The organism is Methylomonas rosea (assembly GCF_024505055.1).
In the GTDB taxonomy this organism is placed as follows: domain Bacteria; phylum Pseudomonadota; class Gammaproteobacteria; order Methylococcales; family Methylomonadaceae; genus Methylomonas; species Methylomonas rosea.
This window is the reverse complement of record NZ_JANIBL010000009.1, coordinates 85,912-98,237: the sequence shown is the minus strand read 5'-3', so window position 1 is coordinate 98,237 and position 12,326 is coordinate 85,912. Positions and strand designations below refer to the sequence as shown.

Sequence of the window (12,326 nt, the reverse complement as noted above, 5' to 3'; positions counted from 1 at the left end):
ATCAGCCCGGAGGGGCACCGCATGGATGCGGTGCGTCGGCGGAGGGGCTGGGAAGCCCCTTCGCCGACCCTCGATAAAAGCTCCGGAGCGCAGGACAAATCGGCAGGACAGCCGATTTGCATGCATCGCACCCGAAGGGCGAGGTACAGGGATGTGCCGAGTGAGCTAAGCGGCATTCGGGCCGCCTTTTCTTTGGGTACTTTCTTTTGGCGGAGCAAAAGAAAGTACCTCGCCTTCGGGTGCGAGAACCCGATTAAATCAAGCGGTCGCGATAGCGACACATCAAACCCGCGTGGGCACAAAAAACGTGCCCACCCTACTCGACGCGGCGTCATTGAGGCAATGCGACTGCAGCTTCTTTTAGTAATCTTGTATATTCTGGGAACGGATATCGGGGAAGAAGATTTGTGGTTAGAAACAGCTGGACCTCCTCGTCTCCATACATCGTTTTGACTAATCGCATAGCTGACAATTCGGCATCAATTTCATCAGGCGTTAAAAGATCAGGGCGTAGGTAAGAATAAGACGGCTTTCGACGCAAGTCATGCAGCAAACGTCTAATTTCAGCTTTTCGAAAGCTCATGCGAGACTGGTAAACATGCCTAAGTTCATGAGCCAATACCCATACAAACATCAATTCGGCATAAGCTAGTACCTTACGAGAAAGCCAAACGAGATGTGTGCAATTTAAATCAGCAGTTAATTCTTTAAAATAGGACGGTACGCCATCAAGTGGTCGGTCTCTTGTCCAGACAAAAGCGGGGCACTTAAATTCGTCAATGACAAAACAATCTTGGGAGTAGTCGTAAGAATCGAATACGATATGAGTTGGCGTATACATTGGGCCAAGAAGAGCAATCACCTTTAAACAGGTTTCTGCACTCGGGCTTTCAATAAAATCTGGATGAGTAATTATTAGCATCCTCTTCAACTCAATAGTCGAGCTAGCAGTTAATTAGCATAATAGTGCTAACTTTTCCTGCAACCGTCTAGAAACCCTCACCAAATCCTCCTCAGTATCCACCCCCGCCTCCGGCGTCTTATCAACAATCCGAACCAACACCCTCTCCCCATGCCAAAGAATCCTGAGCTGCTCCAACGACTCAACACTCTCCAACGGCGACGCAGACCAACCGCAATACCGCTGCAAAAACCCCACCGTATAAGCATACATACCAATATGCCTGAGATGCGGCAAACTAGAAGACGCTATATCGTGCTGATCAGGAAAAGTCGAACGGTTCCAGGGAATCGGCGCCCGGCTGAAATACAGCGCATACCCGTTTTTGTCCAAAACAACCTTCACCGCATTCGGATTGAAAATTTCCTCCACATCCAAAATTTTCGCGGCCAACGTAGCGATGCCAGCCTGGTCTTGACCCACTAATGCCAGAGCCGCATCGCGGATGTAAGCCGGCGGAATCAAGGGTTCGTCGCCTTGCAGGTTAACGACGATTTGCTCGTCGGCCCAACCCATAGTCCTGGCAACTTCGGCGATGCGTTCAGTGCCGGACTGGTGGTTGGGATCGGTCATCACCGCCAGCAGGCCCAGGTCACCGACCGCATCGAAAATGCGCTGGTCGTCGGTCGCCACCACCACTTGCTCGGCATCGGCTTCCAGCGCGCGTTCGCACACATGCACTATCATCGGCTTGCCGGCGATGTCCAGCAAGGGCTTACCCGGCAATCGGGTGGAACCGTAACGAGCCGGAATGACGACTTTAAAACCGGCACTCATTTGCGTAGCGCGTCTGCTTCTTCAAAACTCAGTTCGCGGGCTTCGTCTTCCAGCATCACCGGAATATCATCGCGGATCGGGAAGGCTAAATTGTCGGCCTTGCAAATCAACTCCTGTTTGTCTTTGTCGTAAATCAAGGAGCTTTTGCATAGCGGGCAGGCCAGAATATCGAGTAGTTTTTTATCCATGAGCTTTGTCTTTGAGTAGTTTTAAGAGTTGTTGGGAAAATGCCTCGGGCAGTTCGGCATCGATAGGTAAATACCAGTACTGGTCGGTAGCGAAGCGGGCGCATTTGACCGCGTCTTTTTCGGTCATAAGCACCGGGCGCGGCTCTTTAAATTGCAAGTCTTCGGCAGTAAACGGGTGATGATCGGGCAAGGCGTGGGTTTGACAATTCAGACCGGCGGCGGCCAATTGCGCAAAGAAGCGTGCCGGGTTACCTATCGCCGCGACTGCGTGACACGCCACACCCTTGAATTCATCAAGCGGTTTTCGTTCGCCGGTTTGCAAATTAATTAATTGCTGGCCTTTGCAATGCATCGGCAATTCACCTTCCAGCAATTCGTCAGGGCCGTTGACGACCACCAAATCGACGTGTTTGACGCGCTCCTGCGGCTCGCGCAAGGGGCCAACCGGCAGACAATAGCCATTACCGAAACGACGCTGGCCGTCGATCACGACGATCTCGATGTCGCGTTCCAGCGCATAGTGCTGTAAACCGTCGTCTGAAATCAGCACATCGCAGGCGTTGCTTGAAAGCAATTGCCGGCCCGCCGCGACCCGCTCGGCGCCGACTACAATCGGGCAAGCGCAGCGTTTGGCTAATAACACCGCTTCGTCACCGACTTGAGCCGGGTCGCTATCGGCAGTGACAGCTTTCGGACTGGCGCTGGCCGCGCCAGCATAACCGCGACTGATTACGCCAGGTTTGTAGCCGTTTTGTTTCAGAAATTCGACCATCCAGATCACCAACGGCGTCTTGCCGGTGCCGCCCACGGAAATGTTACCGACGATAATCACCGGCACCGGCAGCCGGGTTTTTTTCAAGATGCCGATACGGTACAAAAAGCGCCGTAAGCGGATCGCATCGACGTAGAGCATGGACCACGGCATCAGCCAGGCCGAGATATACATCTCCTTGTACCAGGCATCCTCAAACCATTTGATTAGTTTCTTATTCACGGTTTTTCCGGTCTGTTGATAGCGAAAGTAATGTGGTGAAAGCCCAATTGATTCGCGACATCCAAGGCGCTGACTACCGCTTGATGCGGGGCCTTGCCGTCGGCGCTGATGATGAAGGGCAACAGCCTGGAGTCACCGGCGGTTTGCGCTAAAGCCGCTTTCAAACCTTCCAGATTCTGATTCACCAGCTCGTGAAACTGGTTGTCGTCGCCGGCCAAGGCATAAGTACCTTTCGCATCGACATATAAATTGATGGTCTTACCCTGCTCCGTGGCGTCGCTGCCTTGGGCTTCGGGCAGGTTGATCTTCAGTTCGGAATGGTGGCGAAAGGTGGTGGCCACCATGAAGAAAAACAGTAAAACCAACAACACGTCTATCATCGGGATTAAACCGATATCGACCTGCGTGCGGCGTTTGCGGCGGAATTGCATTAAATATCCTCGCGCGCGCCTTGCATGATATCGATCAAACGCAGCGATTCTTCTTCCATGCGCACCACGTGATCATCCACGAGTCGTTCGAAATAACGATGAAAAAACAGACTAGGAATCGCCACCGTCAAGCCCGAAGCAGTACAAATCAAAGCTTCGGAAATACCGCCACTCAACACCGCCGGATCGCCCATGCCGCCAATCGCGATGTCCGAAAACACCCGGATAATGCCGTCCACGGTACCCAGCAATCCTAATAAGGGCGTGATCGACGCGATGCTGCCCAGCGCATTCAAATAACGCTCCAGTTCGTGAGTCACCTGCCGGCCGACTTCTTCGATACTGGATTTCATGATTTCCCGGCCATGTTTGCGATTTAGCAAGCCAGCTGCCAGAATCCGCCCGAGCGGCGAACTCAGTTTAATGCGCCTGATGGTCGGTTCGTCGAGTTTTTTGTCCCGATGCAATTGCCAAATGTACGGCACCAAATCGGCGGGAATGATGCGTTTGCGCTGCAAGGACCAAAAGCGTTCGCCGATGATCGCCATCGCCACGATGGAACACAAAATGATCGGCGCCATCATCCAGCCGCCGTTTTTGATTACTTCAAACACGTTGTCTATCCCTCTTTCATGAAACTGATCAATTTTAACCCAATCCGGGGCGAGATTGCCGGGCTACGCCGATATAGGTAATCAGTAAGGCCACGCAACACACCAAGGCGGCGATGATGTAAACCAGACGCCCACCCAGCATATCCCAGAAATAGCCGCTGTACAGACTGCCTATCATCCCGCCCAAGCCAAAACTGATACTGCTATACAGCGCCTGGCCTTTGCTTTGATGCCGCTCGCCAAAATACTGATAAAGCAATTGCATCGCCACCACGTGCGCCACACCAAAGGTCGCCGCATGCAGAATTTGCGCACTAATGGTCAATACCAGCGAATCCACCCCTTCGGCGATTAATAGCCAACGCACTACGCTAAGCAATACAGCGAAAAGTAGTAGAGTGCGCGGCGAGAGCCATTTCAATAACTGGCGCATCGCCATGAACAACAACACCTCTGCCGCTACGCCGCTGGCCCACAATAAACCGGTTTCGGTGGCCGAATAGCCGTGCTGCTTTAAGTAAACCGAATAAAATACGTAGTATGGGCCGTGGGCAACTTGCAGCAGCATATAAACCAACAAAAATGCCAGTAGCTCCGGCTTGAGAAGAATTTGCCAGATGCCGCCAGTGTCGCTGTGTGTCAGGCGCGGCCGCGCTTCCGGCGTCATCAGCGCCATCAGCCAGTTCAACAGCATTAAACTGCCGATAATCCAAGGCAAATAGGCGATGCTAAACTGATCCAGAAACCGGCCTATGCCCAATACCGCCGCAATAAAGCCGATAGACCCCCACAGCCGGATTTGGCTGTAACGCTGCGGTTCGGCTTGCAGATGAAACAAGGTCGCGGCTTCGAACTGCGGTAAGGTGGCATTCCAGAAAAAGCTGAAAATCACCGTGACCGCCGCAAACCAAAGATAGTCGCTACGGTACAAAAAACCGGCAAAACACAGCACGGACAGCAAAGAAGTGATGCGAATCAGGCGTAAATTACGGCCGGTTTTGTCAGCCAACCAACCCCAGTAATTCGGCGCGACGATCTTGGTAGCCACCAGAAACGCCGTCAGCTCGCCGATTTCGGTAGCGGCGAAGCCGACTTGCTTCAGGTACAAACTCCAAAACGGCAGGAAAGCGCCCAGCGTGGCGAAATAGCAGAAGTAAAAGCCGGATAAGCGCCAGTAAGGTACGCTCATTCAGCGCAGAATCGGCAACCCGGAATTTACATGCAAATTCTGCGCACGGTGCCGTAACAGATGATCCATCAACACGATGGCGACCATCGCTTCGGCGATGGGCGTGGCGCGGATACCAACGCAAGGATCGTGGCGGCCTTCGGTGACTACTTCTATGACTTCGCCCTTGCTGTTGATACTGCGGCCCGGCAAGCGCAAGCTGGAGGTCGGCTTCAAGGCAATCCGGGCCACAATGTCCTGGCCGCTGGAAATCCCGCCTAAAATACCGCCGGCGTGGTTGCTTAAAAAGCCTTCCGGGGTGATTTCATCGCGGAATTTAGTGCCCTTGGTGTCGATGCAATCGAAGCCGTCGCCAATCTCCACACCTTTTACCGCATTGATGCTCATCAAGGCATAAGCCAATTCGGCATCCAGCCGGTCGAAAATAGGTTCGCCCAAGCCGGGCGGCACGCTGCTGGCGATCACTTCGATCTTGGCACCGATGGACTCGCCTTCTTTGCGCAAGGCATCCATGTATTTTTCCATCTCTTCAACCTTGCCGGCGTCAGGGCAGAAGAACGGATTATTCGGAACTTCATTCCAATCGAACGCGGCAATTTTGATCGGTCCCAGTTGCGACAAATAACCGCGCACCAGGATGCCGTGCTGTTGGAACAGATATTTCTTCGCAATCGCGCCTGCCGCGACCCGTGTGGCGGTTTCCCGTGCCGAGGATCGGCCGCCGCCGCGATAATCGCGTAGACCGTATTTGTGCTGATACGTGTAATCGGCGTGGCCGGGGCGGAAACTGTCGGCGATTTTTGAATAATCCTTGGAGCGCTGATCGGTGTTTTCGATCAGCAGCCCAATTGGGCAACCGGTGGTTTTGCCTTCGAATACGCCGGATAGAATTTTCACTTCATCGGCTTCCCGGCGTTGCGTGGTATGCCTTGAAGTACCGGGCTTGCGTCTATCCAGATCGATTTGCAAATCGGCCTCGGACAACTCCAGTCCGGGAGGGCAACCATCGACAATGGCGCCTATTGCCGGGCCGTGGCTTTCGCCGAAGCTGGTGACGGTAAATAATTTTCCTATGCTGTTTCCGGACATGGTTATAAAGCGCTGACAAAGTGTGAGTGATAAAGAGTGACTTGTGCGGCGGTCAGTGAAAACACGCCGTCGCCGCCGCGTTCGAATTCCAGCCATTGGAACGGCACGTCGGGAAACATTTCCTGCAAGGTTTCGGCGCTGCTGCCCACTTCGATGATCAAAATGCCCTGCTCAGCCAGATAACGTTTAGCATCGACCAAAATCCGCAACACCAGGTCCAGGCCATGTTCGCCGCCGGTAAAACCCATCTCGGGTTCGGCGTGAAACTCAGCGGGCAGACTTTCCCATTCGGCGATGGCGACATAAGGCGGATTGCTGACGATAATATCGTAAGGCTTGGCCGGCAATTCGTTGAATAAATCGGATTGATAAAGCTGGACCTGTTCTTCCAGTTCATGTTTTTCGATATTGATCTGCGCCACCGCCAAGGCGTCATCCGACAGTTCCACCGCGTCCACTTGTGCATCCGGGAAGGCATAAGCGCAAGCGATAGCGATACAGGCGCTGCCGGTGCATAAATCCAGGATGTTGAACACCTGAGTTTCTTCCACCCATGGCTCGAAGCGTTCGGCGATGAGTTCGGCGATGGGCGAGCGCGGCACCAACACCCGTTCATCGACATAAAACGACAGGCCGGCAAAAATCGCTTCGTGGGTTAAATAGGCGGAGGGTTTACGTTCGACGATGCGGCGTTCGATCAATGCCGCCACCGCCTGCCGTTCGGCTAAAGTCAACACCGAATCCAAATAGCCATGATCCAAATCGTAAGGCTGATGCAAGGTGTGCAACACAATGGCTGCGGCTTCATCCAAAGGCGTGACGGTGCCGTGGCCTAGAAAAACCTGGTGCTCGGTAAAACGGCTGGCAGCCCAGCGAATATAGTCTCTGATGCTGCTGAGGGTTGTGATAACATCCGGGTCAGTTATATTCATAGCGTGTCTATACTTAAAAATACGTTTAAAAATGCAGCAGCGGATTTTAAACCAATCCCCCGCCGCTTGCCCGAATAAAGCAAAGTTAATGACCGAGGCCCATTCCCAAGCGCTGTCCGCCAAACTGGCAAAAAATCGTCTTTATCAGGATTGTTTTAAGTACATGCAATCCGATTCCTTGGCGTTACCGACCATCCCGGATGTATCGGTAAAAATCCGCCGTGCGATTAACGAACCCAACGCCAACAGCAATAAAATCGCCAGAGTCGTGCAAATCGACCCCAGCATTACCGCGCGCTTGGTAAAAATCTCCAATAGTCCGCTATACCGAGGCCGGCGCAAGATCGAGAGTTGCCCGGAGGCCTTGACCCGTTTGGGTTTGAAAGCCGCGCAGGACATCATTACCGCCTTCGCGTTAAAAGCGGTGTTTAACGCCAAATCGCCGGTGATTCGCCGCAAGATGCAAGATCTTTGGGCTCATAGCAGTTATGTGGCCGCGATCAGCGCGGTGTTTGCCCACAAAACGCCGGGTTTCGATCCGGACCGCGCCATGTTGGCAGGCTTGATTCACGACATCGGCGTAGTGCCGATTCTGGCTTATGCCGACCGGCAACCCGAGATTTTGGCCAATCCTGGCGATCTGGCCGAAGCGGTAAGGGAATTGCGCAGCCCGATAGGCGTGCAAATCGTCCGCAAATGGGATTTTCCCAGCGACTTTGAAGACGTGATCATTCATGCCGAGAACTGGCACCGGGACAGCGGCGAAACCGCCAGTTACAGCGATATTGTCATGATCTCGCAATTGCATAGTTTCATCGGCAAGATAGATATCAAACAAATGCCCAAGCTGGACGAATTGCCGGCGTATAAAAAATTGGCTAAAGGTAATCTGGACGCGGATTTAAGTATTAATATTCTCGACCAGGCCAAGGACGAGATCGAGCATATCCGGCAAATGTTGAGTTAAATGCCGCCTACCTGAATTCGGTCGGCATTGGCATAAGCGGCAAGTTGAGGAATAATCCTGGCATCATTAATCGCTGTGTTGCGTTACCTGATTTTGTCTTCGCTTGTTTGTCGTCGCTTCGGCGAAAACCGGAGACCAGCGGCTTAAATGGATTCCCGCCTTTGCGGGAATGACTAATACAGGGGCCGGGTTAATGGCAAAACGCTTATAGCATGCCCGCTCGCCTAATGGAGACGAGCAGCAATGCCAGGCGAAGAATAGTTACGATTTTTTCCAAAAGAAGGAGTGAGCTAAATGAAACACACGTTAACAATCGCCGCCTTGCTGTTCATCATTTTCGCAATCCCAGCGCAAGCCGGCAGTCTGAACAACGGCAGTTGGCAACCCAGCGGCTGCGGCGTAGTGCCTGACTCGCCTACCATCGATGGCGGCAATATCGATGCCTACAATAAAAGCATTGCGGCTATAAACACCTGGCAACAAAAATCCCGCGATTATTTCGAATGCTTAATCAAAGAAGCTAACACCGATAACGGCATCATCGCCGATCATGCCAATCAAGCGCAGGCCAAATATCGCGATACTGTGGAAAAAATCGGCGCGGAAGCCGAGGCAGCCAAGAAAAAACTGGATAAAGAATAAGCTGGCTACGCTGGAGCAATGCACGAAATTCAGTTTATGCTGCAAACACGCCATTTTTACCGCGATATACAATTCGCGCACCGATTAAGCCTCCCGAGCAGCCGGGATTTATCATAAAATCTCCGCATGATATCAAGCAGCCATTCGCCAATGCGGAGGCTGCGCTTCAAGAACACCACTCCTTAGCAATAAACATTATCCAAGACATGAAAAAAATCCACACCAAGCTGCTGATACTGGCGATCAGCCTGCTGTTAAACGGTTGCGCCAGCCTCGGCAAAGGTATTACCGAAGCCATTCTGGAAAAGCAGGAAGCGGAAGATACCCGCATTTGCGAAATCAAAGGCGACAAATTCGAAGGCATTAAACCGCAACTGGAAGTGCATGATCGGAAAATGAAGCTGCTGATGGTGCACGGTGTCGGCAACCACTTGCCGGGTTACTCCACGCAGTTCATGGAAAAGCTGGCCAAGGAACTTGATCTGACCGTCACCAGCAGAAATGTCAAAAATATCCGCTTGTCTGACGCAAAAGGCCTTGAGCGGCCACTGGGTAATTTGCGTATCCACCGTTATCTGGATGCCAACAAATCCCAGGAAATGCTGTTTTACGAGTTGACCTGGTCGGAGATCAGCGCCAAGGAAAAAGAAGTGCTGTCTTACGATAACTCCGGAGAACAGTCGTTTCGCCGCGCCGAAGTCAACGATCTGTTAAAAAAGTTCTCCAACGATACCGGACCGGACCCTATTATTTACCTGGGCGAAAAGCGCGAAGATATTCTGTCGGCATTCGCGCAATCCTTTTGCTGGATGATCCACGGCGACTGGAACAGCCTGCCGGATGACGCTAGACAAACCTGTTCCACCAAGAACGTCACGCCGTTTTATAACGACAGTTACGCTTTCATTTCGCATAGTTTGGGCAGCCGCATTACTATCGATGGTCTGCAACAGATTGCCGCGAAGTTGAGCAACGGCGAAACAGCCAGCTATTACGCGGCATTGACCAACGTCTTGAAAAATAAGGAAATACCTATCTATATGATGTCCAACCAATTGCCCATGCTGCAATTGGGGCGGGCGCTACCGGAAGTCGCCAATCATGCCGACACCTATTGCCAAGCCGCAGGCGCCAAATACAACGAACGGATCATGGCGAAAACTTCGGTGATCGCGTTTAGCGACCCCAACGATTTACTCAGCTATGCCATCCCGCACGATTTTGTGAATAAATATCTGGATTCGCGCTTGTGCGTCAATGTCACCAACATCAATATCAACGTGGCCAGAGTCTATGATGCGTTCGGCTTAGGTAAGCTGGCTAATCCCATGGACGCCCATATCGGCTACGATACCGACGACCGGGTGATTGCCTTGATCGCTAAAGGCATCGCTAATGAGCACACCGCACCTATCGTCAAAGAACGTTGTCATTGGGTGGAAACCATAGATTAAGCCCTTCAGGGTATGGCTAAAGGCTTAGCCATACCCTTCCGTAAACGCGTAAGACAACCCACCGACTTCACCCTCGCTTCACATTCCCCACATAATCCGCTCACCTTGCCGGAGCATGCTGTTCATCGTCTTTTAACTCCACGGAATAAACGCGATGCAAAAAAAACTCTGGCAAAAGATCTGCATAATGTTCGGTCTGACTTTGGTGCTGCTGATACCAATCGGCATGATAAAAAATCTGGTGGGCGAACGCGCCGAGCGCCAACAACAGGCAGTGAGCGACATTGCCGCCAGCTCGGCCGGGCCGCAACAGTTATTCGGCCCGTTGCTGGTGGTGCCTTATAACGAACGCTGGACCGAAATTATCGAAACCAAACAGGACGGCCAAGCCAAGCGCGAACAAATCGAACGCGTCGATAGTCGCCTACTGTATTTTCTACCCGAGCACCTGAATATAACCGGCGAACTGGCCACGGAAACCAAGCAGCGCGGCCTGTTCAAAGTACGCTCCTACGTGCTGAATGTCAGTATCAAGGGCGATATGAAATTGCCGGGCGGTTACGGCAACCCCAAGCCGCTGCATAACGGCCAAATCAGTTTCGCTACGCCTTATGCCAGCGTCGTGCTGGCGGATATGCGCGGTGTATTGGAAGCGCCGGGCGTGGAATGGGGCGGCAAGCAGTATGCATTCGAACAAGGCGCGGAATTACCCATGCCCCAAGCTAACGGCATGCACGTGACATTGGATGCACCGCCAGTCGAGTTTGGCCCTATCAGCATGCCGTTCGCGTTTACGCTAAAAATACGCGGCATCGAATCCTTGGATTTTATTCCGGCCGGCAAGCAAACCCGCGTCGAACTGTCCTCCGCCTGGCAGCATCCGAGCTTTTACGGCCGCTTTCTGCCCGATCCGCAAACCCAGCAAGTCGGCGCAGCGGGCTTTCATGCGCTATGGTCGGTCGATGCGTTGGCATCGAATGTCGCCGAAAACCTATACAAGTGCCAGGCCATCAGTTGCTACGACAGCTTTGGGATACGCTTGATGGAGCCTATCAATGTCTATTCCTTGTCTGATCGTGCCAGCAAATACGGTTTTTTGTTCGTCTGCCTGACTTTTGCAGCCATCTTTCTCTTCGAAATCCTGAAAAACCTGGCGATTCATCCCGCTCAATACGCCTTGGTCGGTTTGGCACTGGCGATGTTTTTCCTGCTGCTGTTGAGCTTATCGGAACATTTGGATTTTGTGCTGGCTTATCTAATCGCCAGCGCCGCTTGCGTGATATTGATAGGTTTCTATCTCAGCGCCGTGCTGCGTAGCGTAAAACGCGGTATTACCGCCGGCGCCTTACTGGGCGGCTTGTTCGGCAGTTTGTATGGCTTGTTGGAATCAGAGGATAACGCGTTGATGCTGGGGTCTTTACTGATGTTCGCATTGTTGGCGCTGGCCATGGTTACCACGCGGCGCCTGGATTGGTACGGACTCAGTCAATCCGGTACCGATAACTCGGCAATCATTTAAATCCCATCGGCTCGGGACGCCGGCTATAAGCATCGTTCCGAGCAATAAATCGAGGTAATTATGATTGTTGCTCATCTCCCAGCCGGCTATATAGTATCGACACTGATGTTTCACAGATTCGAGAAATATGGGGTGCCAAGGTTAATTTTTCTGCGTGCCGGCTTACTCGGCAGGATCGCCCCTGATCTGGATATGATTTATTTTTATGGTTTCGACCACCGCGCTCACCCGCATCACAGCTATTTCAGTCACTTTCCGAGCGTGTGGCTGCTGTTATTAACACTGGCAATACTTGGTTTTCAGCATTGTAGGCACAAGAAACTGCCGTTGTTGGCGCTAATTTTTACCTGCAACGGGATGTTGCATATGTTGCTGGACTATATCTCGACCAATATTTACTGGCTGGCGCCATTCGTAAACAGGCCGTTTGCTTTAATTACGGTGCCCAGTGTCTACCAGGATTGGTGGCTAAATTTTCTGCTGCATAGATCGTTTGCGCTGGAAATTTTGATTGTCCTTTGGGCCGCCTATTTGTGGCGAAAGCAGTGCATGGCCCGGCGCTACTGATG

At 52.3% G+C, this 12,326-nt stretch carries 14 protein-coding genes; 5 read left to right on the top strand and 9 right to left on the bottom strand.

All coding sequences use genetic code 11. The features are described from left to right. Positions 1-331: 331 nt before the first annotated feature. From NP589_RS04670 to prmB, 9 genes are read right to left on the bottom strand one after another with little or no spacing between them, the layout of a single operon-like run. Complete coding sequence (locus NP589_RS04670; RefSeq protein ID WP_256605943.1) at positions 332-922, bottom strand: hypothetical protein; 591 nt, start codon at positions 920-922, stop codon at positions 332-334. Positions 923-955: 33 nt separating this feature from the next. Continuing rightward, complete coding sequence (kdsB, locus tag NP589_RS04665; protein ID WP_256605942.1) at positions 956-1,738, bottom strand: 3-deoxy-manno-octulosonate cytidylyltransferase; 783 nt, start codon at positions 1,736-1,738, stop codon at positions 956-958. Continuing rightward, positions 1,735-1,926, bottom strand: a complete 192-nt coding sequence (locus NP589_RS04660) for a Trm112 family protein (protein WP_064008867.1) — start codon at positions 1,924-1,926, stop codon at positions 1,735-1,737. The genes kdsB and NP589_RS04660 overlap by 4 nt, the downstream gene beginning before the upstream one ends. After that, the gene (gene lpxK, locus NP589_RS04655; protein ID WP_305890934.1) at positions 1,919-2,872 is read right to left on the bottom strand and encodes a tetraacyldisaccharide 4'-kinase; all 954 of its coding nucleotides are present in this window, start codon (positions 2,870-2,872) and stop codon (positions 1,919-1,921) included. The genes NP589_RS04660 and lpxK overlap by 8 nt, the downstream gene beginning before the upstream one ends. Before the next feature lie 44 nt (positions 2,873-2,916). Then, positions 2,917-3,351, bottom strand: coding sequence for an ExbD/TolR family protein (locus NP589_RS04650; RefSeq protein ID WP_256605940.1), 435 nt, complete (start codon positions 3,349-3,351; stop codon positions 2,917-2,919). Further along, the gene (locus tag NP589_RS04645; RefSeq protein ID WP_036273364.1) at positions 3,351-3,965 is read right to left on the bottom strand and encodes a MotA/TolQ/ExbB proton channel family protein; all 615 of its coding nucleotides are present in this window, start codon (positions 3,963-3,965) and stop codon (positions 3,351-3,353) included. The genes NP589_RS04650 and NP589_RS04645 overlap by 1 nt, the downstream gene beginning before the upstream one ends. 34 nt (positions 3,966-3,999) lie before the next feature. Next, positions 4,000-5,154 (bottom strand): MFS transporter, encoded by a 1,155-nt coding sequence (locus NP589_RS04640; protein WP_256605939.1) that lies wholly within the window; start codon positions 5,152-5,154, stop codon positions 4,000-4,002. Continuing rightward, the gene (gene aroC, locus NP589_RS04635) at positions 5,155-6,243 is read right to left on the bottom strand and encodes a chorismate synthase (RefSeq protein WP_256605938.1); all 1,089 of its coding nucleotides are present in this window, start codon (positions 6,241-6,243) and stop codon (positions 5,155-5,157) included. Positions 6,244-6,245: 2 nt separating this feature from the next. Further along, on the bottom strand, positions 6,246-7,175 hold the full coding sequence (gene prmB / locus NP589_RS04630; RefSeq protein ID WP_256605937.1) for a 50S ribosomal protein L3 N(5)-glutamine methyltransferase: 930 nt from the start codon (positions 7,173-7,175) through the stop codon (positions 6,246-6,248). 88 nt (positions 7,176-7,263) lie between these two features. On the opposite strand from prmB, the gene NP589_RS04625 reads away from it, so the two are divergent. The 5 genes from NP589_RS04625 (at position 7,264) to NP589_RS04605 (ending at position 12,324) form a co-directional block, all read left to right on the top strand. Beyond that, a complete protein-coding gene (locus tag NP589_RS04625) occupies positions 7,264-8,142 on the top strand; it encodes an HDOD domain-containing protein (protein WP_256605936.1) in 879 nt (292 codons plus the stop codon). A 294-nt stretch (positions 8,143-8,436) separates the two neighbouring features. Then, on the top strand, positions 8,437-8,784 hold the full coding sequence (locus NP589_RS04620) for a hypothetical protein (RefSeq protein WP_256605935.1): 348 nt from the start codon (positions 8,437-8,439) through the stop codon (positions 8,782-8,784). Positions 8,785-8,990: 206 nt separating this feature from the next. Continuing rightward, positions 8,991-10,238: a hypothetical protein gene (locus NP589_RS04615; RefSeq protein ID WP_256605934.1), complete on the top strand. Its 1,248-nt coding sequence runs from the start codon at positions 8,991-8,993 to the stop codon at positions 10,236-10,238. A 154-nt stretch (positions 10,239-10,392) separates the two neighbouring features. Further along, complete coding sequence (gene creD, locus NP589_RS04610) at positions 10,393-11,757, top strand: cell envelope integrity protein CreD (RefSeq protein WP_256605933.1); 1,365 nt, start codon at positions 10,393-10,395, stop codon at positions 11,755-11,757. 60 nt (positions 11,758-11,817) lie between these two features. Beyond that, on the top strand, positions 11,818-12,324 hold the full coding sequence (locus tag NP589_RS04605) for a metal-dependent hydrolase (RefSeq protein ID WP_305890928.1): 507 nt from the start codon (positions 11,818-11,820) through the stop codon (positions 12,322-12,324). The last annotated feature ends 2 nt before the right edge of the window (positions 12,325-12,326 follow it).